Annotated in this window: 16 protein-coding genes; 14 read left to right on the forward strand and 2 right to left on the reverse strand. The window is 47.6% G+C overall.

Features of this window, described 5'->3' with window-relative positions:
- Position 1 precedes the first annotated feature (1 nt).
- Positions 2-679, forward strand: a complete 678-nt coding sequence (locus ACO1NU_RS13175; RefSeq protein ID WP_448818956.1) for a head GIN domain-containing protein — start codon at positions 2-4, stop codon at positions 677-679.
- Between the two features lie 27 nt (positions 680-706).
- Here the strand turns inward: ACO1NU_RS13175 and ACO1NU_RS13180 are convergent, their stop codons facing one another.
- Positions 707-2,293 (reverse strand): glycoside hydrolase family 43 protein, encoded by a 1,587-nt coding sequence (locus ACO1NU_RS13180; protein ID WP_448818957.1) that lies wholly within the window; start codon positions 2,291-2,293, stop codon positions 707-709.
- A 147-nt stretch (positions 2,294-2,440) separates the two neighbouring features.
- Between ACO1NU_RS13180 and ACO1NU_RS13185 the strand changes: the two genes are divergently transcribed.
- From ACO1NU_RS13185 to ACO1NU_RS13215, 7 genes are all read left to right on the forward strand, one after another.
- Positions 2,441-3,022 carry an RNA polymerase sigma-70 factor gene (locus ACO1NU_RS13185; protein ID WP_448818958.1) on the forward strand — a complete coding sequence of 194 codons (582 nt, stop codon included), beginning with the start codon at positions 2,441-2,443 and terminating at the stop codon, positions 3,020-3,022.
- 67 nt (positions 3,023-3,089) lie between these two features.
- Positions 3,090-4,280 (forward strand): FecR family protein, encoded by a 1,191-nt coding sequence (locus ACO1NU_RS13190; RefSeq protein ID WP_448818959.1) that lies wholly within the window; start codon positions 3,090-3,092, stop codon positions 4,278-4,280.
- A gap of 163 nt (positions 4,281-4,443) precedes the next feature.
- Complete coding sequence (locus tag ACO1NU_RS13195) at positions 4,444-7,932, forward strand: TonB-dependent receptor (protein ID WP_448818960.1); 3,489 nt, start codon at positions 4,444-4,446, stop codon at positions 7,930-7,932.
- 19 nt (positions 7,933-7,951) lie between these two features.
- Entirely contained in the window at positions 7,952-9,376 is a 1,425-nt protein-coding gene (locus tag ACO1NU_RS13200) for a RagB/SusD family nutrient uptake outer membrane protein (protein WP_448818961.1), read from the forward strand.
- A 37-nt stretch (positions 9,377-9,413) separates the two neighbouring features.
- Positions 9,414-10,865 (forward strand): glycoside hydrolase family 28 protein, encoded by a 1,452-nt coding sequence (locus ACO1NU_RS13205; protein WP_448818962.1) that lies wholly within the window; start codon positions 9,414-9,416, stop codon positions 10,863-10,865.
- A gap of 3 nt (positions 10,866-10,868) precedes the next feature.
- Complete coding sequence (locus tag ACO1NU_RS13210; protein ID WP_448818963.1) at positions 10,869-11,801, forward strand: endo-1,4-beta-xylanase; 933 nt, start codon at positions 10,869-10,871, stop codon at positions 11,799-11,801.
- Positions 11,788-11,982, forward strand: a complete 195-nt coding sequence (locus ACO1NU_RS13215; RefSeq protein ID WP_448818964.1) for an endo-1,4-beta-xylanase — start codon at positions 11,788-11,790, stop codon at positions 11,980-11,982. The genes ACO1NU_RS13210 and ACO1NU_RS13215 overlap by 14 nt, the downstream gene beginning before the upstream one ends.
- Positions 11,983-12,014: 32 nt before the next feature.
- On the opposite strand, the gene ACO1NU_RS13220 is transcribed toward ACO1NU_RS13215, so the two are convergent.
- Complete coding sequence (locus ACO1NU_RS13220; RefSeq protein WP_448818965.1) at positions 12,015-12,746, reverse strand: sulfite exporter TauE/SafE family protein; 732 nt, start codon at positions 12,744-12,746, stop codon at positions 12,015-12,017.
- Between the two features lie 424 nt (positions 12,747-13,170).
- Here ACO1NU_RS13220 and ACO1NU_RS13225 point away from each other — a divergent pair, with 424 nt between their 5' ends.
- The 6 genes from ACO1NU_RS13225 to ACO1NU_RS13250 all read left to right on the forward strand — a co-directional run bounded on the left by ACO1NU_RS13225 (position 13,171) and on the right by ACO1NU_RS13250 (position 24,575).
- Positions 13,171-13,971 carry a rhamnogalacturonan acetylesterase gene (locus tag ACO1NU_RS13225; protein WP_448818966.1) on the forward strand — a complete coding sequence of 267 codons (801 nt, stop codon included), beginning with the start codon at positions 13,171-13,173 and terminating at the stop codon, positions 13,969-13,971.
- A 14-nt stretch (positions 13,972-13,985) separates the two neighbouring features.
- Positions 13,986-15,125 (forward strand): glycoside hydrolase family 88/105 protein, encoded by a 1,140-nt coding sequence (locus ACO1NU_RS13230; protein WP_448818967.1) that lies wholly within the window; start codon positions 13,986-13,988, stop codon positions 15,123-15,125.
- 59 nt (positions 15,126-15,184) lie between these two features.
- Positions 15,185-17,971 (forward strand): glycosyl hydrolase, encoded by a 2,787-nt coding sequence (locus ACO1NU_RS13235; protein ID WP_448818968.1) that lies wholly within the window; start codon positions 15,185-15,187, stop codon positions 17,969-17,971.
- 144 nt (positions 17,972-18,115) lie between these two features.
- Positions 18,116-19,156: a flavin reductase family protein gene (locus ACO1NU_RS13240; RefSeq protein ID WP_448818969.1), complete on the forward strand. Its 1,041-nt coding sequence runs from the start codon at positions 18,116-18,118 to the stop codon at positions 19,154-19,156.
- A gap of 593 nt (positions 19,157-19,749) precedes the next feature.
- Positions 19,750-23,031: a SusC/RagA family TonB-linked outer membrane protein gene (locus tag ACO1NU_RS13245; RefSeq protein WP_448818970.1), complete on the forward strand. Its 3,282-nt coding sequence runs from the start codon at positions 19,750-19,752 to the stop codon at positions 23,029-23,031.
- A 95-nt stretch (positions 23,032-23,126) separates the two neighbouring features.
- Positions 23,127-24,575, forward strand: coding sequence for a RagB/SusD family nutrient uptake outer membrane protein (locus ACO1NU_RS13250; RefSeq protein ID WP_448818971.1), 1,449 nt, complete (start codon positions 23,127-23,129; stop codon positions 24,573-24,575).

A 24,575-nucleotide genomic window follows, 5' to 3' on the forward strand; every position in this document is an offset into this window, starting at 1 on the left:
AATGAAAAAGCAACAATTTAGAGGACAAGCCCCGCTGGGTTTGCTCATGCTCATGATTCTTGTCTTGTCCTCCTGCGGCAGAGACCGGCTCGCGGCGAATAAAAATATCATTACGGAGAGCCGGGATGTATCTGGTTTCGAGCAGGTAGAAGCCGGTGGAGGCAATAATGTGCATGTGAGTTATGGCGAAAATTTTAAGGTCGAATTACGAGGCTCATCAAACCTCATTGCTGTATTTGAAGCCCGGGTCAACAACAAAGTGCTGAGTTTGGGCTATAAAGATGACGTGAACATTGAGGACGATGATGTCGAGGTTTTTGTGACCATGCCTGCGCTGAATGGCGTTTCGCTGAACGGGAGTGGAGATATAGAAATACGCGGATCATTCCCGGATGCAAAAAGGTTTTCAGTAAAGATTAATGGCTCGGGCGATGTAGGCATCGAAGATAAATTCAGGTGTTCTGTACTGGAGGTGGACATATCCGGATCAGGAAAAGCTGAGTTGTCGGATCTGCAGAATGCACGTTCAAAGGTCAAAATTTCAGGAAGCGGTGATACCTACCTGCAGGTTGAAGAAGAGCTCGATGTGAAGATTGACGGCAGCGGAACCGTTTATTATCGTGGCACCCCGAGGGTGAGCAGCGATATAAACGGTTCGGGCCAGGTAAGGAGGATATAGCGGCCAGATTGCTGAATTGTAGACACTTTACTCTGTGATCCTGAAGAAGTCGAAATCTGCATATCCCTTTGAGGGTAGCAGATGAGGGTTGAGGCAGGCGATACCAACTTTAGCACCAATCCATGTTCCTTTTTCCGTGGCGTATTCTGCTCCAATGGCTTTGAAGTTTTTCCCATCGGTACTGTAGGTGTACCGGCACATTTCCTTTTCATCAACATTTACGCGAAGCCACACTGTGCTGACGTTCAGAGGGAGCCGTAGGAGGACTTTGGGAGCGAGATATTTCCGGTTTTCACGCCTGCCTTCGTAGATAACGAGGGAATTCCCATTCTCCGTTTTCTCCATACAAAGGAAGGTATAATAGTTTCCTACAATAGCGAGACCTGCGCGGTCTCCAGCGTTTTCGGGATGAAATTCCAGTTTTGTGCTTGCTGTAAAAGATGGAGAACTGAATTTCTGCAGCAGCAGATTGGGAGCGTAAAAAAGGCTGGCAGTATCGGTGGGGTTTGATGCGGCATACAGGCGGATATTTCCTTTAGATGCGTCCATGTCAAACCATTCCTTTCTTGGTGCAGCCTGCCACTGCCATTGTAATCCCAGGCTTGCCGAGTTAAATTCGTCAGTGGTCTGCGGCGCTGAAGCAGGATAGACTTTCCCGACATTCGGTTTCCTATAGCTGAGTACAGGTTCTCCGGTGCCGTCTCCGTCGGGGTCACTGCCTATCACTGGCCATCCTTCTTTCCAGCTTACCGGCTGGAGATGCACAATCCTGCCGTAGGTGCCTTTATCCTGAAAGTGCATGAACCACCATTCACCCGTCTGCGTTTCTACCAGTCCTCCCTGGTGTGGGCCATTCACTGGGGTATTACCTTGATGCAGTACGATCTTATCTTCGTAGGGGCCATAGATGTTTTTAGAGCGGAAGACAGCCTGCCAGCCGGTAGCTACACCTCCGGCAGGCGCAGCGAAATAGTAGTAACCATCTCGTTTATCCATGAACTTAAATCCTTCCAGGATTGGTTGTTTTTTATCATCCTGGTAGATCAGCCTGCCATTGTCGAGAAGCTTTTTCCCGTCCGCGGACATCTTGTGGAGTATAGCCGGACCGGCGCCAACCTTTCCGCGAAGCAGATAGGCTTGTCCGTCTTCATCCCAGAAAGGACATGGATCCTCCCAGTTACCTACATCCTGGACATGCGTCAATGACCACTTGTCTCTGGGGTTTGCGGCTGAGGCCATAAACAGGCCTTCTTCTGGTGTACAGAAGTATACATAAAAGAGACCTTTGTGATAGCGGATGGCAGGGGCCCAGGAGCCCTGTCCCGGTTGCATCTTCTCGTAACGCTGCTGCGGCAGGCGATCATAGATGTGGTTGATGATGGTCCAGTTTACCAGGTCTTTGGAGTGCAGAAGGGGAATCCCAGGCTGGGTGTTGAAGCTGGATGCGACCATGTAATAGTCGCTGCCGACCCTGATGACATCGGGATCTGAGTAATCAGCGTGTATAACCGGGTTTTTATATGTTCCGTTTCCCTTGTCAGGCATCCAGACCTGCGCTTCCAGACAGAGGTTTATACAGCAGAGCACAAGGGCAATTAACGATGATTTATGCATAAGTAAAACTGGTTAGTGAGTGAAGATGGAACTGTTGAACAGACCCGTTCCGGGAGTATAAAAAAACGAACAATATTTCTGGGAAGCAAATGAAGAGTTGATAAAGTCGTTCAACAGCTATATATTCGTTACAAGGATTAACCCATTATGCACCTACTGCCCCAGTCAGATGATGAAGGTCTTTTGACCCTTCTCCATGAAGGTCATGAGTATGCTTTGGCCCGTATTTACAAGAAGTACTGGGATCGGCTCTATCTGAGTGCACACGCCATTTTGAAAGACAGCCAGGCTTGTGAAGATATTATCCAGGAAATCTTTCTTAAGCTTTGGCTGAACCGGGAGGTCATTTCTATTGAGACATCATTGCCCGCCTATCTTCATGCCTCTGTTCGGTACGCTGTTTTCCGGCAGATCAGGTCAGGAGGCGTAAGAGAAGATATTTTTGACCACTTATATGAGCGGATTCAGGCTGGATCAGACTATGACAATATCGAGTATAAGGAGCTTGCTCAACAAATAAATGACCTGGTTGATCGCCTGCCCGACAAGTGCAGAGCGGTTTATAAACTGAGTAGGGAGCAGCACCTCAGCCACAAGGAGATCGCATTACAGATGAATATCTCTCCGAAAACGGTCGAAAATCATTTAACCAAAGCTCTCAGCTTTCTACGGGTATCCCTGGGTCAGGTTCTCACTATTGAACTTCTCTGTACGTTCTTCAAAGACTAAAAATTATTTTGTCAGCAAGTAGGGGATACGCACGTTAGTAGACTCTTTACTGTACAAACGACTTATTTTGGATAAGAACGAATTTCTACGACTTGTTGATCTGTATGTTGCAGGAAAGGCTTCGGAGGAGCAGGAAGAGATGCTGCTCCGCTTCTTTGATAGCTTTCAGGCTGATGCCCGATGGGGAGAGCAGATGACAGCACTCCGGGAAGAGCTTGAATCCAGAATGTTAAGCAGATTGATGACCTCCATTCAAGCACAGCAGTCAGCAGCACACCGATCTTCACATACTTTTAACAGAAGCATCCTGTTTCGTGTTGCAGCTGCGGTGGTTCTCTTATTAGCAGCAGGCAGCCTGTATTTTTTTAGCGGGTCGGTAAAGACCTGGTATGCGTCAAAGGATAAAAAAGAGATCGTAGAGCCGCTTCAGCCGGGTGGCAACAAGGCTTTGCTCAGGCTTGCGGACGGATCAACTATTGTTCTGAACAAAGCGACGAACGGAGTACTTGCCATGCAGGGGTCGACCGTAGTGAAGAAGACCGACGAGGGGGAGCTGATTTATGTGAGCAACCCTGCTGACGGAGCAGGTCATAGTAAAATAAATGTGATTGAAACTCCTAAGGGAGGGCAATATCAGCTTACCTTACCTGACGGCACCAGGATTTGGCTGAATTCAGAATCTTCGCTTTCTTTTCCAACCTGCTTCGGTCCGGATGAGCGACGTGTAGAGCTGCGCGGGGAAGCTTATTTTGAAGTGGCGGCGAACTATAAGCCCGGTGCAAAGGTCAGGAAGCCCTTTTTTGTGAAGTCTGGAGCGATGACTATTGAGGTGCTGGGTACGCACTTCAATATTACGGCATATCCGCGCTCGGCCAGGCAAGAGGCTACTCTGATGGAAGGATCTGTGATGGTGGAGGCGGGGACGGTGAGACGGAAGATTAGTCCGGGACAGCAAGCATTCATCGAACGAAGCGCTTCTTCTTTAAAGGTTCGTGAAGTCAATCTTGAATCTATACTCGCCTGGAAAGAAGGCTTGTTTATGTTCGATAATACGGATATCGATGAAGCCATGCAGCAGATTGAAAAGTGGTATGATGCAGAAGTGGTTTATGTGGGGCAAAAGCCGGAAGTGGCCTTTACCGGCGTGCTGCCAAGAAGTAGTGAAGTCTCGGAAGTGCTTGATCTGCTTGAATCTGCTCAGGGCGTGAATTTTACTGTACAGGGAAAGAAAATAATCGTCAGAAAAACTAATCAATAAAATCAAATGAAAGCATACGGAGAACCTTAGAAAACAGTTTTGCCTGGTATAAAGCAAGCTTACCGGATTGCGGCCGGTAAGCAGGATGTTTGGCCAGACAAATAAGAACAGTATGGTACGTCGTACCATAGACTTATCAGTTAACCACCAACTAATCAAATGTATGAAACTTAATGTACATTGTAAAGCTCCTGTTTTGCAGTATGAGGGAGCGTATTTCAGAACCAATTATCTACAGACAGCAAGGAAAGTCCTATTCATAATGAAGCTCACGGGTATCATATTATTAGCTGTTACGCTGCATGTGAGTGCGTCGACCTTTGGCCAGAAAGTGACAGTAAACGTTAGGGAGAGCAGCCTCAAGAATGTACTGAACGACATCAGGAAGCAGACAGGTTATTACTTTATCTACAATAAAGGGGTGATCCAAAAAATGCGGCCTGTGACCATTCAGGCGAGCAATATGCCCCTTGAAGATCTGTTGAAAAGCATCCTTCAGAACCAATCACTCAGCTATCAGATCAAGGATAGAGTCATCATCATTACACGCGATGAAAGGCAGGCTATTCCGGCAGTGAGTCCTCCTGTAAATATCCGGGGGCAGGTAACAGACTCAAAGGGGCAGCCTATGTATGGTGCATCGGTCAGGGTTAAGGGCAGTCAGATGGGGGCAGCCACAGATGCGCAGGGACATTTCAGCCTGCAGGGGATACCCGATAATGCTGTGTTGGTTGTCTCGTACGCCGGCTATCAAAGTGAGGAGCTTTCTATAGCAGGGCGGACACAGCTTACGATCGTTTTAAAGGAGGATGTTAAAAATCTGAGCGATGTGGTCGTTGTAGGTTATGGTACGCAAAGCAAACGTGCTGTCACAGGAGCTGTAGCTTCTGTGAACTACGAGCGGTTTAAAGATCGTTCGTTCAGCAACGTGACGCAGGCCCTCGCCGGACAATTGCCGGGAGTGAATATTTCGCAGGCCCAGGGCGCTCCCGGTTCTGCACCAATCGTACGGATACGGGGGACCAGTTCTATCACGGCAGGTACGAATCCGCTTTATGTTGTTGACGGATTGCCTGTGGAGAACTTCAATCTGAACCTGATTAACCCTCAGGATATTGCATCCGTTGAAGTACTTAAAGATGCCTCTTCGGCGGCCATCTACGGGTCACGTGGAGCCAATGGGGTTATTATTATCACGACCAAGTTGGGAAAAGCAGGGCAGACGAATGTAAACGCTATATATGAGTTTGGTACGCAGGAAGTAACACGTACCGCAGAAATGATGAACGCTCAGCAGTTTGTGCAGTACTACGTTGATGCGCATAACAATGCCTGGGTAGCAGCGGGAGGGAAAGCCGGTGATCCGAACAGTGTGCGGGGGGCAGCATTCCGGATACCCGAGGACTTTACGACCAACCCGCAGCAATTTGGGACAGGAACAGACTGGCAGGACGTCATGTTCAGAACAGCACCTTCTCATAACGCACAGGTCTCTGTTTCGGGCGGCTCAGAAAAAACACAGTTCCTGCTTTCCTCAGCTTACCTGGATCAGGATGCGGTGCTGGATGAGAACTACTACAAGCGGCTCGCGGTGAGAGCTAATCTGAAGCATGCCATCTCCGACAAGATTACGATTGGAGCTAATCTGGCGCTAACGAGCATCTATGACCGTACGGACGGGACACTTGGAAAGGCGGATGTGGTGAGTCTTGCTCTGACAAACGTTCCTATTTTTCCAATCTACAATGAGAATGGAAACCTTGGTTTTCGGGATCCCAATTCAGAATGGTACCGGTTTACTCAGTATTCGGATTTGCAGCTGTGGCATCCTTTTTCGCTAACGAGGGAAATTGACAAGCGGAATAAAACATATAATACGCTGGCAACAGGGTATGCGGAGTATAAGATCATTGAGGGGCTTCGGTTCCGGTCGAGCATCAATGCGAATCTGACAAACAGCCGCTACAATTCCTATCAGAATGCCCTTCAGAAGTATGGCTATTCGTCGGCAGGGCCGGCCATAGCCGAGAGTAACAGCACTTCGGTGTTAAACTGGCTCGCGGAAAACACGCTTACTTATGAGAAGAAATTTGATAAGCATGGGCTAACTGCATTGATTGGCTATACTGCGCAGCACCAGCGGGATGAATATGCCCAGGTAGCCGCAGGTAATTTCCCCAATGACCTGGTTCATACGATCAATGCAGGTACCGTAACCGGGGGAACCTCCCTTGCTTCGGAATGGGCGCTGATATCTTATCTGGCACGTTTAAACTATAATTACGATAACAAGTACTTCTTAACCGCGACCCTACGGCGGGATGGTAGCTCACGGTTTGGCGGGAATAATCAGTACGGATACTTTCCATCGGCCTCTGTAGGCTGGCTGATCTCAGAGGAAGGTTTTATCAAAGATAAGGCGCAATGGATCAGTAATCTCAAGCTACGCCTGAGTTATGGGTTCGCAGGAAATAACCAAATTCCAAACTACGGATCTATTGGTCTACTGGCAGCCTCTAATTATACCTTTGGCAACGATGTGTCTAACGGGCTTAATATCACGAATGTATTGAACCCCGATCTGAAATGGGAGCGGACCTCTCAGACCAACCTGGGATTGGATATCGGTTTATTCAGCAACCGGCTGAACATCGGGTTTGATGCCTACTATTCGGAAACGAAGGATCTCTTGCTCAATGTACCCGTTCCTGACATCACCGGTTTTGCTACTCAGCTGACCAATATCGGTAAGATGCGCAATAAGGGTTTGGAGCTGAATATCTCATCGCGGAATATTGCACGTGCATTCACCTGGACAACGGATCTGAATTTCTCTATGAACCGGAACAAGGTACTGCAGCTGGGCCCGAACAATGCGCCGCTAAATTACAATGATTTTTCTGTAGCGGTACGCACAGAGGTGGGGCAGCCAATTTCCAATTATTACGGTTATATCTTCGACGGGGTATACCAGAACCAGGAACAGATTAATGGCAGTCCGCATGTGCCCAGTACTACCCCCGGGGATCCTGTGGTACGCGACGTTAACGGAGATGGAGCGATCACTGCAGATGACCGCACAATCATCGGGAATTATCAGCCTGACTTCATCGCGGGGATGACTAATACGGTAGGCTATAAGGGCTTTGAGTTTTCATTCCTTCTGCAGGGGACCTATGGAGGCGAGATCGCTAACCAACTTATTCGTTACAGTGGCTTGTGGAATGGAGGCAGAAATGCATATGCAAGTGCCTATAACTACTGGAGGTCAGAGAGTGATCCCGGAGATGGTACGCATTTCAAGCCGACGGTAGATCCGAAGGGACTACAGAACCAATTTTCGAGCTATTGGATCGAAGACGGTTCTTATCTGCGGCTAAAAAACATCCGTCTGTCTTATGCGCTTCCGGGATCATTATTCAGGAACTTTGCAGGAATTAAGGGGGCACGAGTTTACGTGAATGCAGAAAACGTACATCTGTTTTCGAAGTACACGAATTATGACCCGGAAAATACAACCTATACGGCGACCACCTATTCGCCAACAGCCACTACCGCAGCGGCAATACCTACAGGAGCGTTCCTCGGTGTAGACTATGGGTCATACCCGGTCCCGAGAGTGATCACGCTGGGAGTAAAGGTGGACTTTTAATTATCTAAAAAAGAGTGTTATGAAAAAAGTATATAGTTTGCTGCTGGCAGGTTTGATTGGGGTGCTTTCTGCCGGCTGTGATAAGTCGTTTCTGGAGCTGGCGCCGATATCCAATTCGAATGCAAGTAATTTCTACAAGACACAGGCAGATTTCGATCTGGCTGTAAGTGCGGCTTATGCCACGCTCTATGTGTTTTATCATCCGCAGGGTCCGGTTTCTTATTTTTCGGAGCAGATGTCTGACAATGCGACGATCTATAATATCAACGGTATTCAGGCGGATAAGAAGGCTTTTAAGGATTTTAACCTGAATTCGTCCAACTCTCAGGTATATACCTTCTGGCAGCAGTGCTACAGGTCATTGTTCAACGTGAACATTGTGCTGGACAAGATAGAGGACGCGAATATCGATGCCGCATATAAAGAACGCATCAAGGGCGAGATGAGGTTTCTGCGTGCACTATATTACTTCAATATGGTGCAGATGTGGGGAGACTTGCCCCTGGTGACTAAGGCACTAACAGCAGAGGAAAGCTATGCGGTATTGCGCTCTCCGCAGGCAGACGTTTACCGGCAAATTGTTGAAGATCTGAATTCTGCAATAGCTGCGCTGCCTGCGAAGTCAGCTGTCGCGGTTGCCGGGCATGCTTCTAAGGGAGCAGCACAGTCTCTACTCGGTAAAGTGTACCTGACGCAAGGTAATAAGGCGGCCGCAACCCAGGTGCTGACGGAGGTGGTTAACAGCGGACAATATAGTTTGCTGCCGCAGTATTCTTCACTATGGATAGTCACTAATAAGAATACGGCAGAATCCATCTTCGAGATTCAATTTAAAGGTGGGGCATCAGGTGTTCCTTTGAGCGATTACTACAATGAATATTCACCCTATGAGAATTTTTCGTTTACCTTGTATGCAGGAGGTATGAACCAGGTGACGGATGACCTCTATAACGAGTTTGAAGCAGGGGATGCCCGTAGGGACATTACCATAGCGCCAGGTTATACCAACAAGACGGGAACCTTCATTGCGATTAAATACCCGAGAAAGTGGACCGACGCAAATGCCCCGATCATTAACTCGCGGGAAGCGAGTAGCAACAATTTCATTGTGCTCCGCTATGCAGATGTGCTGTTGATGCTTGCTGAAGCCAGCGGAAGTGCGACTTATTTGAACGAAGTGCGTGCCAGAGCCGGTGTGCCGCTGTTTGGATCGGCTGCCTATCCTGCAGCCACATACCCTACTCTTGATCTTGCTATCGAACATGAGCGTCGTGTTGAGCTGGCAATAGAGTTCCAGAGGGGATTCGATCTGAGAAGAACAAACCGCGCTGTACCTGTACTTACAGCCAAGGGAAAGTCGGTTAATGCGGATAAGTTGTTGCTGCCAATCCCTGAGATCGTACGTCAGCAAAATAGTGCTATTACTCAGAACCGGGGCTATTAATATCTTGCGGTTCTTTTTACGATAATTAAATAAAAATATGCATTTAAGATCCATTGTCTGTATTGTTCTGTCTCTTATTAGTTGTTCTGCTTTTTCGGAAGACTATAATGTCAAAACGTTTGGTGCTGTAAGTGATACTACGCAGCTGAGCACGCAAGCGATCAACAAAGCCATAAATGCTTGTTCAGGAAAGGGTGGAGGCAGGGTAGTGATCCCGGCAGGGCAGTACAAGAGTGGAACTATTACCTTAAAGAGTAACGTAGAACTGCACCTCGAACGGGGTGCAGTTCTGTATGCCAGTACCCGGCATGAAGACTTCCCCAGACAGGCGCGCCCTGCATACCGCTCCCAGAAAGATCCGGGCGGATGGTTCGCCTTAATATATGCCGAGGGACAGAAGAATATTGCGCTGACGGGTGCAGGTACAATCGACGGCAGAGGAGCATGGCAGATGCCTCGTCCCGAACTTCCTGGGGGAGATCTCGACGGCAGGCCGCGCAATGTGCTGTTTATATCCTGCCAGGATGTGACTGTATTGGATGTATCCATGCGAAACGCAGGAATCTGGAACCAGCACTATCTGAATTGTGAAGATGTAATTGTTGATCGCATCCGGGTATATAATCATGCCAACCGAAACAATGACGGGATTGATATAGACGGTTGCAGACGGTTCGTTTTATCGAACAGCATAATAGACTCAGACGACGATGCCATTGTTCTGAAGAGTACGGGCCGGGAAGGATGTTCTGACATCGTGATTAACAATTGTATAGCCAGCAGTTTTACCAATGCGATTAAGTGTGGAACAGAATCGACCGGAGGTTTCAGGAACATCACGATTTCCAATTGTGTTGTGAAAAAGTCGAAGAGTACAACCCCTCCGATCTTTGGGCGTACGAACATTGGAATAACGGCCATATCGCTCGAGATTGTGGATGGGGGAATCATGGACGGTGTCCATGTTGACAACGTGGTTATTGAAGCGACAGAATGCCCTATTTATGTCCGCCTTGGCAACCGCGCCCGCAAGTACATGGAAGGTATCGCTACTCCCGGAAGAGGTATCATGCGGAATGTGAGCATTAGCAATGTTATTGCACACAGTGCTGGTAATTATACCTCATCGATAACCGGTGTTCCGGGTTCGAAGATCGAGAATATCCGGCTGGATAAAATCACACTGATCAACCAGGGGGGATTGAAGCCCGGAGAGTACATTGCGCACGCGGGCCTGGTAGATGAAGATGAAAAAGGCTATCCCGAGCCCACCGTGTGGAAGAACCTTCCGGCGTCGGCACTTTTCATCAGGCATGCAGAGGACGTCTCGCTTTCCAACATTACCATCGGCTCGCAGGCAGCAGACCCGCGTGTGCCTTTGATCGGCGTCGACATCGATCGTCTTTACGTGAGTAGCTTGAGGAACAGGAGTAATCCGGAGGCTGTGAAGCTGGAATTAAAGGATGTACGATTTAAAAAGATAGAATAGAAGATGTTTAAAAATGTCATATATGTTATTGTTGCCGGATTATTCTCCGGTGCAGTATCCGCACAGTCAAGCCGGGCAAGCAAGTCAGTTATTCCGGTAGGTACCATGCTAACGTTAAAAAAGTCCTTCGCTAACTATTTCCCCATTGGCGTTTCTGTTTCCCCGTCAAACCTGGTTGGTCGCGAAGCGGAACTGATCGCGCAGCAGTTCAATAGCCTGACTCCCGAGAATGTCATGAAGTTCGGTCCCCTGCATCCTGAGGAGAATCGATATAACTGGGGTGGAGCAGACTCAGTTGTCGCTTTCGCGGAAGCGAATAAGATGAAGGTAAGGGGACATACGCTGATATGGCATCAGCAGAATCCGGCCTGGTTGTTTCTGGATGGCAAGGGTGACACGGTAAACAAGGAAGTGCTGCTCAGCCGAATGAAGAGTCATATCGAAACTGTGGTGAAAAGGTACAAGGGGAGGGTTTATGCCTGGGATGTTGTGAACGAGGCTCTGGACGATGATAGTACGCGCTACCTGCGGAATTCGGCCTGGTTCAATATCTGTGGCGAAGACTTTATAGAAAAGGCCTTTCAGTATGCGCATCAAGCGGATCCTGAAGCAATACTGTTTTACAACGACTACCGCACGGAACATCCCGAGAGGAGAGAGCGGATATACAAGCTTCTTAAACGATTGAAGGATTCAGGTGTTCCGGTGCACGGAGTGGGCCTGCAGGGACACTGGAACCTAAAAGATCCCTCTCGGCAGGAACTGGTGAAAACGATAGATCGCTTCCGTTCGCTTGGTTTGCAGGTTCAGGTAACTGAGCTTGATATCTCCGTACTCCCCGAAAAAAAGGATCGGGATTCTACATGGCTCGCTGCACCTGATGTGTACACGGCTGAGATTGAACAGCAGCATATCGCCCAGTATGAGCAGATTTAATGTTTTCAAGGCTTATAAGGATTACCTAAGCGGTGTGACTTTCTGGAATCTTTCTGATAAGGATACCTGGTTAGACCAGACCCCTTCGGCAAAAGGCAAAAGAAATTTCCCCCTGCTGTTTGACGCAGATCTGCAGCCGAAAAAGGTCTTTTATCGTGTGATTGATGTAGTGAAGCCCTGAGCAAGGGAGGTCGTGTTTCCTGACTCGGAGGATTACATGAAAAAAATCAACTTGCAGGAAGCGATAGCCAGAACCGCGGTCAGCAGATAGCGCACAGTCATCTGATGAAGACGCTGGCTGCCTATATAAGAACCCAGGAAGCCTCCCGCAGCAGCACTTATAAACCATACTGAAGACTGTGAGCTCATCGTGATCGGATCGGCACTTCCCAATAGCCCTCCGATGGAGTTGAGAACAATAAAAAGAGCGGAGGCGGCAGCCGCTTCTTTGGCGTTTGCCCATGACAGCAGGATGAGTACCGGGCTGAGAAAGATCCCACCGCCGATGTTCAGCATTCCCGACAGAAAACCGAGGACAGCACCCCAGACAAGAGGGGCAATCAGTGGAATGTTTTTCCTTTCTTTTGAATCAGCTGGCAATACTCCCATCAGTTTGATAATCGGTATAATTAGTGCCAGGCCAAGCAACAAATTGTAAACATCACCGTGCAGGGGAAATCTCGATCCGATAAATGCCGCGGGAACCGATGTGAACAGAAAGGGCCGGCAAATTTCCCACTTGAAATATCCTGCTCTTCTGAACTGGTAGAAAGCCATTCCGGCCACAAGTATATTCAGTACGAGTATCACTGGCTTATAGATACCTACAGGAATAGCATAGAGGGAAAGGACGGCTATGTATCCGCTTGCACCGCCATGGCCTACTGATGAATAGAGGAAGCCAATAAGAAACAGCGATAGTGCAATCAAGATATCTATAGTCATTCGAACCTGATATAAGTTGTATGTAGTCTTCAGAATAAATATCGGAAACTTCTGATTAAGACAACCACAATCAACACGTTTGTGTTTTCAGGCTAAAGGGAGAAAAACTGTACAGGATGCTACGGGTTGCAGATGCCAGATTTAGGTTGTAAGATAGCAATGAGATTAACGGGTGGACTGAAGAGGGTCGGCTCGTTTTGAAGCCAATTATTTTTTAAAACGCTTATTATAAACGAATTAGGTATTGTCGGAAAAGGCTTGTTTGTTGGTGATGACTCCGGTCATATCCCCTGAACTTGTTCTTCAAGGCTATGAAGGGAACGACTAGTAGTGGTTTTTTTGAAAAAAAGCTGTTACAAACACCACCTCCATTACGGCAATACTGCAACTGTACTGATTTTTTGATAACCATTAAAAACGAACATTGAAAAGGAAATCTATTTACCAGGCTGGCCTGCTTTCTGCAGTCATTCTGTTATCATCATTTGTGTTGATCAAACCGGCTGATAAGCCTACGCTCTTTCTGATCGGCGACTCTACTGTTAAAAACGGACAAGGTAACGGAGGGGGCAACCAGTGGGGATGGGGGAGTTTTATCGCTGAATACTTCGATACCACGCGGATTCATGTGGAGAATCATGCATTGGGTGGCACAAGCAGTCGCACATTCAGAACACGGGGACTTTGGAACAAAGTGCTTGAAAAGGTTAAGCCTGGTGATTATGTGATGATGCAGTTTGGGCACAATGATGGCAGCCCCCTCGATGATACAGCCCGTGCCAGGGGTACGATTAAATCAACCGGCGACGAGGTTAGAGAAATCTACAACCCCATTACCAGGCAGCAGGAGGTCGTCCACACATATGGCTGGTATATGTCGAAGTTCATCGCAGAAGCACGCGAGAAAGGAGCCATTCCTATTGTTTGTTCACCGGTTCCGAGAAATAATTGGGAAAATGGGAAGCTTAAAAGAGGCGGCGAAGGTTATGGGAAGCTTGCCGAGGAGACTGCCAGAACAGCCGGTGCGTACTTTATTGATCTCAATCAGCTCGTCTCAGAGCGCTATGACAGCCTGGGAGAAGAAAAGGTGAAGCTGATGTTTCCAGCCGATCATACCCATACGAATGGAGAAGGTGCAAAGCTTAACGCAGCTGCAGTGGTACAAGGTCTGAGAAGCCTGCCGGCACTTACCCTGAGTCAATATTTAAACAAAGCCAAAAATTAATCAATACGTACATTATGAATAAGTCCATTCTGGGAAGGTTTCTGATTGTCCCAATTCTTTTAGTTTCTCTAGTTCTTCAGTCATCCGCGCAGACGCTTCCAAAGAAGAAGCAGATTCTGAAGCAAATGAGATTGACCAATCAATATTTCATGGATAAATGGCCTGACGCAGGTAAGATCATTGTCACCAATAAAGCCCGCCCAAGTAATATATGGACGAGAGGGGTATATTATGAAGGGCTGATGGCTCTGTATGCTATTGATAAGAAGAAGGACTACTATGACTATGCAGTTCAGTGGGGAGAGAAACACAATTGGGGACTTGCGGGTACAGTCAAAACCAGACATGCCGACAACCATACAGCTGGCCAAACCTATATCGACCTGTATATGATTGATAAGAAGCCTGAACGTATTAAGGATATCAAGGAAAGTATCGACCTGATGGTGCAGAGCGACAAGAACGACGACTGGTGGTGGATTGATGCTTTTCAGATGGCAATGCCCGTGTTCACCCGTTTAGGAGTTCTCTATAACGATAATGCTTATTTCAATAAAATGTATGACCTGTACAGCTATTCCAAGCACCAGCATGGAGGAAATGGTCTGTACAATGCTGCCGATAAACTGTGGTGGAGAGATAAGGATTTCGTAGCTCCTTACAAGGAGCCAAATGGCGAAGATTGTTACTGGGCACGCGGAAACGGATGGGTTGTAGCTGCACTTGCCCGTACGCTGGAGATGTTGCCTAAATCAGATCCTCACTACAACGAGTATCTGCAAGATTATAAAGACCTGATGGCTGCGGTACTTCCTGTGCAGCGATCAGACGGCTTTTGGAATGTCAGCTTGCATGATCCGAATCATTTCGGGGGTAAGGAGACTACAGGTACAGCATTGTTTGTGTATGGTATGGCCTGGGGGATCAACCATGGCATCCTTGACAAAGCTACTTACCTGCAGCCACTAACCAGAGGATGGAACGCGATGGCTAAAGAATCTGTTCATTCGAACGGTTTTCTTGGATATGTTCAGGGTACAGGCAAGGAGCCGAAAGATGGTCAGCCTGTTAGTTATACAAGCAAGCCCGACTTCGAAGATTATGGCCTCGGATGTTTCCTTCTTGCGGGCACAGAGGTTTACAAACTGAAATAAATCCAATATTTTCCCTGGACGGAAGCGTGAATTGCACGGGACTTCAAATCGTTTATAACATGTTCTATAACAAGAAAAAGAAAATTTTAACCGCTGCTATGTTTGCTGCGATTATTCTCGCTGGCGCTGATCTGGAGGCTCAAACTCCGGTATGGCCTGCTGTTAAAAAGGAAATGAAGCCCTGGACCCGCTGGTGGTGGATGGGTAACGCCGTCAATGAAACCGATATCAAAGCTTCGTTGACATCCTTCCAGCAAGCTGGAATAGGCGGCGTCGAAATTGCCCCAATCTATGGCGTCAAAGGGATGGAGGACAAGTATATTTCTTATCTGAGTTCTCCATGGATGAAAATGCTTAATGCAACTGTCAATACAGCTGATTCGCTGAACATGGGAGTTGATTTGACAAATGGAACAGGATGGCCCTTCGGAGGTCCTCAAGTCAGTCTGAATGAAGCGGCCTCGCGCTTGATAGTGCAAACCTATCAGCTGAAAGCAGGCGCGCGTTTAGCGGAAAAAATCAGCGTTAAAGAGCAGAAGCAAGAATCTGCTCCTTTACAATTTTTAACTGCTTACGGCAGCAAGGGCGAAATAGTGCAGCTGATTGATAAAGTTCGGGCAGACGGTACATTGAACTGGTCACCTAAGACAGGCACCTGGGAGCTATATGCCGTTTTTAATGGAAAGACCCGTCAAATGGTTAAACGTTCTTCGCCGGGAGGAGAGGGCTATACACTCAATCACTTTTCCCACAACGCCCTGAACGTTTATCTCAAACGGTTTGATGATGCTTTTCAAGCCTCGCCACCCAACATCAGAGCATTTTACAACGACAGTTACGAAGTTTATGGGGCCGACTGGTCTGCAGAATTTCTGGACTTGTTTCAAAAGAACAGAGGCTACGATTTCAGACAGTATATCAGAGAATTCGTAAGTAAGGAGCCAACGGTGCATCAAGCCCGTTTAAAGTCTGATTACCGTGAGACGATGTCTGAAATGCTACTCACAAACTTTACTGAACCCTGGACAAGCTGGGCTCGCAAGCACAAGGCGATCACGCGCAACCAGGCACACGGTTCCCCTGGCAATCTGCTCGACCTGTATGCGGCGGTAGATATTCCTGAATGCGAAACCTTCGGCTCCAGCTTTTTCCCCATCCCGGGACTCAGAAGAGATAGCGCCGATATTCGTAACGTGGATCCGGATCCGGTTATGCTGAAGTTTGCTTCGTCCGCAGCGCATGTTGCCGGACATAATCTGGTATCATGCGAGACATTTACCTGGCTTACGGAGCACTTCAAAACCTCTCTGTCGCAATGCAAGCCCGAGGTGGAGCAGGTATTCCTCTCCGGTATTAATCATGTCTTCTTTCACGGCACCACCTATTCGCCACCAAAAGCCGAATGGCCGGGCTGGCTGTTCTATGCTTCTGTCGATTTTACACCTGCAAACAGCTTCTGGCAGCATATGCCGGGACTGACATCCTACATCACCCGGGTTCAATCTGTTTTGCAATCAGGGAAATCAGATAATGAGATTCTCATTTACTGGCCGGTCTTCGATGCCTGGAACAAGGCTCAGGGTAGGGATATGCCACTAAAAGTGCACGATATAGACGAATGGCTGCACCCAACACCTTTTTACAAGAATGTGAAGGATCTGCAACAGTCCGGCTATTCGGTTGATTTTGTGTCAGATCATTTGCTAAGTAAATCATCAGTCCGCAATGGTCTGATCAGCACTGCAGCGGGTGCCTCTCCGTACCGGGTTCTTGTTGTTCCCGAGGCGAAGATGATGCCCCTGGAAACCTTGCAGCAGATACTTGCGCTCGCCAGGGAGGGCGCAACGGTGATCTTCCAGCAGTTGCCGGCAGACGTACCCGGATTGGGAGAACTGGAGAAAAGACAGGCGCTGTTGAAGGAAACACTTTCAGGTTTGTCATTTACCGATGGTGACAGTGATATTCGTCAACTCAGGCATGGTAAAGGAAAGCTGATGTTATCTGCCAATATTCAGAAAGCCTTGCTTGCCGAGAATATAGAAAGGGAGGCACTAACTGACGCTGGACTTGCTTTTATCCGCAGGCAAGACGGAACGAACAAATACTACTATCTGGTAAACCATACCGATCGGGTAATTAATCAAGACCTGCCGCTCAATGCCCAGGCCGAGGCTGTCGTTTTGATGGATCCGCAAAGCGGATATTCAGGACTGGCATCTTTCAAAGCAGACGGAAGTAACCGTATTCTGGTGAAGGTGCAGATGAAGCCCGGAGAGGCAATGATCGTGAAGGCCTCCACAGAGAAACTTGCGGGCATTGAACCATGGCGTTATCTTGATCAGCCAAAACCTCAGATTGCTGTGGATGGAAAATGGAGATTGCACTTTGCCAACGGTGGCCCCGTGCTTCCTTCAGATAGAACACTGAACACCTTAGCCGACTGGACTTCCTTAGGCGATGCCGACCTGGAGAACTTCTCAGGAGCAGGCGAGTACAGTATCACGTTCCAGGTGCCTAAAGCTAAGGCTTCCGAATATATTCTCGACCTCGGCGCCGTGCATGAGAGCGCCAGGGTATGGGTGAACGGACAAGATGCCGGTATTCTTTGGAGTATTCCTCATCAGGCCCGAATCGGGAAATATCTACGCCCGGGAAAGAATACCCTGCGTATCGAAGTGACCAACCTGATGGCCAATCGTATTCGTTACATGGATAAGAAAGGGATTGAATGGAAGAAGTTTCACGATATAAATGTGGTGGATATCAACTACAAGCCGCTTAATGCATCAAACTGGAAAGTCCAGCCATCAGGTCTGGCGGGACCCATCACGATCACTCCTTATTAAACCCAGGGATCCATAACAATATCTTAACCCATGAAAGAGCAGTATACCTGCTCTTTTTTTGTTTCCTTTTTTTCGCTCTTCAGTGCTGTGATTAAGGTCAACAAATCTGCTTTCCTGGAGTTAATATAGGATAACATAATCAGGATGGCAGTTGATACATTCATTAAGGAGATTAGAATCCTGGAAATTATCAAGGAAACAGATGATTCCAGGACGTTTGTTCTGGAACCTGCAGGAGACTGGCTGCCGTCCTACAAAGAAGGACAGTTTTTAACCCTTGTATTTTACACCAAACACGGTGAAAAGAGAAGATCCTACTCCATATCCTCCTCAGCGCTGCTCGCTGAACCGCTAAGTATAACAGTTAAAAAAGTGGAGAATGGCGAGTTCTCCCGTTTGCTGATCATGTACGCGAAGCCCGGAGATATTCTGTACACCTCCGGAATAAGTGGTTATTTTACGCTGCCCGAAAAGATTGAGCCTGATAAGCAGTTATTCTTTATCGCTGCAGGGAGCGGTATCACACCTTGTTTTTCCATTCTGAAAGCTGTACTGAAACTTCATGAGAACCATGTGGTGCTGATTTATAGCAATAGGACAGAAGCCGATGCTTTGTTTTACGGGCAGCTTCAGAAGTTGCAGCATGAATACCCTGAGCGTTTCCGGATTCACTTTCTCTTTAGTTATAAACTCGATCTTTATCATTCGCGTCTGAGCAGCTGGCTGCTTCTACAGTTGCTTGATCGCTATCTGGAGGTCGGCAGCAAAGATGCGCTCGTTTACCTTTGCGGTCCTCCGGACTATATGAGGATGGTAAAAATAGCCCTGGCGGGTGTCATACCCGAAAGTAATATCTTCAAAGAAAGTTTTAGTACCGAAGCAAGGAAGGTGACACTCGTGCCCGAAGATACATCTGCTCATCAGGTAATTATCCATACCCGGTCCGAAACATATACCGTCACTGTTCAGTTTCCTCAAACGATCCTTTCTGCCGCCAAAGCGCGGCAGATTCAATTGCCCTACAGTTGTGAAACAGGCCGGTGTGGTAGCTGCCAGGCCGTGTGTACGGCAGGGAAGGTCTGGATGTCGTATAACGAGGTGCTAACCGAGGAGGAAGTTGCCTCCGGACAGATCCTGATCTGTCAGAGCTATCCCGTTCACGGTGATGTTGAGATTTTGGTTTAGTGTTTACTGCCTCATTCCATTTTCTCACCTGATTCTTAGCCTGCAAAAGGCTTCCTGCTGTTAATTTAAACAGGATATTGTTTTTTATCTATTTAATTTGGCTAAATCCTACGCATTGTGTTTAAATATTTCAGAATAAGAGTCATATCCGAATATAATTCTTACTGTTTTCTGATTTATTGAAATAATTGCCGATAAAACTATTCTAAATTGAATAAAGTTGAATTAAATAGTTAATTCTATGTAAATAATTCAATATATTAGGGTATTAAGAGGCTTTTAAATCAGACATCTATCTGAAATGCAGTGCATTTTTAGAATTCAACTAGATAAATGAAAAACAGAACAATCCATCTATGATTTGCCTGCCGACTGAAAATGGCACTACCAGGGAAAAAGACATGAAAAAGCTAACGGAAGTACAACAATTAAAAAGGGAGAAGATATGATATAAGAGTAAGATACCTTCTGGTCAGATAAACCGACCAGAAGGAAAATGAAATGTAAAGCATCGGATCTGTAAGTTGCCGGGCCTCGGAAACCTGATGGCAGTCTTACACGAAAATTACTTTAACACTTAACACAACAAAATTATGAAAAATTCTCTATTTGATAGAGTTAAATGCTATAGGTGTGTCCTGTTACCAGCCGGTAAATTATCCTCCATCGCTGCATGCCTTCTCATTACCATTCACCCTTCTTTAACATCAGCCGTAGAAAGGAGTTTTTCTCCCAGGATATCTGTTCCTGTGAATATCCCCAATCGACCCCCGGTAAAAATTACTGGCGTCGTAACCGACGAAAAAGGTGAGACGCTTCCTGGTGTTTCCATAAAGGTAAAAGGTACCACCAGTGGTACGATTACTGACTTGGACGGAAAGTTCTCCATCTCTGTGGACGACCCCAAAGCTACACTGGTCTTTGCCTATGTCGGTTACGTCTCTCAGGAAGTTTCTGTGTCGAACAAAAACCTACTCAAGGTAAGTCTGAAGCCTGATTCAAAAATGCTGAATGACGTTGTCGTAGTAGGGTATGGGACGCAAACCAAGGAAGAATTTACGGGCTCGGCAGCCAGAGTGTCTGGCGATGCGTTGAAAGATGTGCCCGTTCAGAGCTTTGATCAGGGACTCGCAGGTAAAGCAACCGGTGTAAGTATCGGTCAGCCGAATGGCGTGTTGAATAATGCACCGGTAATCAGGATTCGGGGGGTCAACTCCATCTCGCTCAGTTCCTACCCGCTCATCGTTGTTGACGGCGTGCCGATCAATACCGGCAACAGTTCCGGCAATACTCAGGTAGCCAATAATCCGCTTGGCGATATCAACCCTGCCGACATTGAATCCATCAACGTACTTAAAGACGCCGCCTCCACTGCCATATATGGATCGAGGGCTGCAGCAGGTGTCATCCTGATCACCACAAAAAGCGGTAAATCAGGCAAGCCCAGAGTAAACTACGAAGGTTGGGCCGGAATGACCAACACAACGCGCCTGCCTCAACTGTTAGACGCTGAGCAGTTCATGACCATCAAGAATGAAGCTGTTCTAAACTCAAAAATCCTTTCCAATAACCAGAACAACGCGACCATTCCTTCGGAATCTTTTTTCCCCACATATAATGCCGATGGATCTTTGGTTAATACCGACTGGCTCGATGAGGTCTATCAGACGGGTATCTCCCATAATCACAGCCTTAACGTGTCCGGTGGTTCTGAATCAACGAAGTATTACTTCTCAACCAACTACAGCGATCAGAAGGGTATCCTCAAAACAAACGAGTTTACCAGAAAATCAGCGCGTTTTAACGTTGACCATAAGTTGATGTCCTGGGTAAAACTCAGCGCAAATATCAATTATAACAATAGTTTGAACACCTCACCACAGACGGGTTCTCTCGAGGGTAACGCCTTTCAGCTTACAGCGATAGCACGTCTGGCCACCTTGTCGGCACCCAACGTCTATGCCCAGAATCCCGACGGTTCATTCAATATGAGCTCAACCAATACACTCGGCATGGGAGCAAACACCGTATCAAGTAACTTCTATAACCCTGCTGCGCTGCTCGAATACAATAGGTATTCATCAGAGAACGACCGGATCATCGGAAACTTTTCTGTGGATGTCAGCCTGGCTAAAGATCTCGTGTATAAACTCAGCTATGGACTTGATCGCTTGAAGATCGAGAACAAGGCTTTCGACAGCGCCACTCACGGGCCGGGTTTTGCTCAGGGCGGCCAGGCCAATAACAACAGTATCCTGATTGATAACTGGAACCTTACGCAAACGCTATCCTACCAAAAGAGCTTTTCAGAGCGACATAATCTATCCTTACTGGCAGGTTATGACGTACAGAAATTCAACAATTCGTCATGGGGAGCACAGCGTACGGGCCTGGCAGATACCTTTTTTGACAACTATCAGGGCTCGTATCTGAACATCGTTCCCGGCGGAAGCAACAACTCATTAAGTGAAAAAGCATTTGCCTCAGTATTCGGGAGACTGAGTTATGATTTCGACAAGAAATATTTCCTGACGCTCAACTATCGCCGCGATGGTAACTCCGCGCTTGGAGCAGGCAAAAAGTATGGCGACTTCGGCGGTCTTTCAGGAGGCTGGTCTTTATCCCAGGAAGAGTTCTATAAGTCATCCAAGCTCTCTGATATCATGAACAATGTCAGATTCAGAGCCAGCTGGGGCAAAGTGGGTAACGGAAATCTGTCTAATAACTATGGTTCCCTGTCGCTCTATGAATCTGGTCTTTATGGATCAGTTCCAACCTTTGCTTTCAGTCAGGGGGGGAATGAAGACCTCGGATGGGAGACTAGCAAGCAGACCAATATAGGCGCTGACCTGGGCTTTCTCAGTGATCGTATCACTCTCGACTTTACTTATTATCATAACAACGTCGACGGTCTAATCCTGAACGTTCCTCAGGCGCCTTCCAAAGGTATTCCCGGAAATGCTATCCTGCAGAATGTTGGTGCCATGTACAATAAAGGTATAGAAGTAGGCATCTCCGCAATGGTCATTAAAAAGGGCGATTTTACCTGGAATACCAACTTTAACTATACGCATAACAAAAATCAGGTCACCGAACTCTTCGGCGCCGATGCTGAAATTGTAGGTACAACTGCTACCGCCTCAGAAACAACCAATATCACCCGGGTAGGCTATTCGGTGGGCAGTCTTTATGGTGCCGTAACCGATGGCGTGAACCCTGAAAATGGTCAGCGTATCTTCATTAACAAAGCCGGGGAGAGGATACAGTACAGTCATTCTGCGCCGTCGGGACAAAGTCGCTGGACTTACCTCGACGGGCGTGCCGCCGCTGCCATCAGCGTCGATGACTATGCACTCCTGGGCAACGCTCTTCCTACGTTTTATGGAGGCTTCAACAATACATTCAAGTACAAGAATTTCGATATGGGTATCAACTTCAGCTATTCGGGCGGTAACTATATCCAGAACGGAACGAAGGGTACCTGGAGAGATCAACGCTTCTGGAATAACTCCACCGAGGTGCTTGAACGATGGACCACACCTGGTCAGATCACAGATATTCCCCGGGTAGTTATCGGCGACCTCCTTTCCAACGGATCCTCGTTCCCCATATCTGAAAACGTTGAGAAAGCCGACTTTATCCGGCTCCAAACCGTTTCGCTGGGATATCGCCTGCCGGCAAAGGTCTTTGGGAAATCGGGTATAAGCTCAGTAAGGCTCTATACACAGGTATTCAACGCATTCCTCATTACTAACTACAGCGGTCAGGATCCGGATATTTCTGTAAACGGGAATACCAATACTACGCCGGGAGTCGACAAGAATTCGGTGCCTCAGGGAAGAACATTCACGTTCGGCGTTAACGTCGGCTTCTAGCCCCGGGCGGGTGTATTCACTCTCAGCCAATATGATGCTCCGCCTGCTAATAGCAAGCGGGACGAGTCTATCCACTAAAACTAAACTACATTCTGATGAAAACTACATATAAAGGTCTGTTCAAAACATACATCCTCAGGTTGAGCTGTATGGCAGTTGGCTTAAGCACGGTGCTTACCGCCTGCGATGAAAAGGAATTGCTGAACCCGCTGCCCGAAACATCCGTGCAGGCAGATCTAGTGTTCTCCACACCCTCCCGGGTACTTGGTCAGGTAAACGGTTTATACAAGGCCCTCAAGCATGGCAACTTCCTTGGAGGACGTTATCTCATGCTGAACGATATCAGGGGAGAGGATTTCCTCAACCGCCTTAACAATATCTTTACCGGATATGACGCCTGGAACCATACCATCAACTCCGGTTCCAACGATGCGCTTACAACCTGGAGCTCCGCTTATGCTACCATCAACTTGTCTAACCTTTTGATAGACGGCTTAGCCGCAAACCCGGATGTTGTAACAGCGGAGCTGAAGGCTCAGTACATCGCAGAAGCAAAGTTCGTCAGAGCGCTCTCTTACTATTCGCTGATCACGTTCTACGGCCAGCCTTACATCAAAGATCAGGGCGCTTCAGCAGGCATTCCGCTGCGCCTTTCGGGGCAGATGACCTCTGATAACAACGGTCTGCAAAAGAGTACCGTCGCCGAAGTTTATACGCAGATTCTGAAAGATCTCGACGAAGCAGAAGCAGGACTCCCGCTCAGCTATAGTTCTGCCTTGCTCAATACTACACGGGCTCATAAAAACACTGCCATCGCCCTTAAAACCCGTGTCTATCTGACAATGGGAATGAATGACAAGGTAATCCAGGAAGCTCAGAAGATCGTGTCGCCGGCCGCTCCCTACCGCGCTTCTGCCGGAGTAGCACACCAGCTTCAGCCGAGTATCCTCACCATCTTTCGGTCTGATTATACTAGCACCGAATCGATTTTTTCCATGCCGATGGCAGCGCTCGACTATGTATCGGGTCAGAGTTCCCTTGGTTATGAATTCAATACCAATCAGGAGTATAGCCTCAACCCTCAGGGAATCTTCGGAAATGCTACCTGGAGGAGCACCGACGAACGTAAAACCATGGTAAGAACCAATAGCTCCGGAACCTACCTGACCAAGTATATGCACCCCAACTTTCTGGATTATATACCGGTCTTAAGATATGCAGAGGTGCTGCTCAACTATGCAGAAGCAGCTGCTAAAACAGGGAACCTTGCAAAGGCTACCGAGCTGCTCTCCGCTGTCAGAAAACGATCCGACTCAGCATATACTTTCCCCGCTTCGGCAATTTCAACCAGCGAAGCACTGGTTAGTACCATTCTGCTGGAGCGAAGGATCGAATTCCTTGGAGAGGGTCTGCGGTCAAATGACATCCTGCGTAACCTCCTGACCATTCCGGCAAAAGGTACAGCTCCCTCCATCTCACCCGAGCAGCCTGAGTATATCTTCCCTATTCCCAACGCTGAAATCTCGGCCAATAACAGCCTTTAA

It is taken from the genome of Arcticibacter sp. (assembly GCF_053551015.1).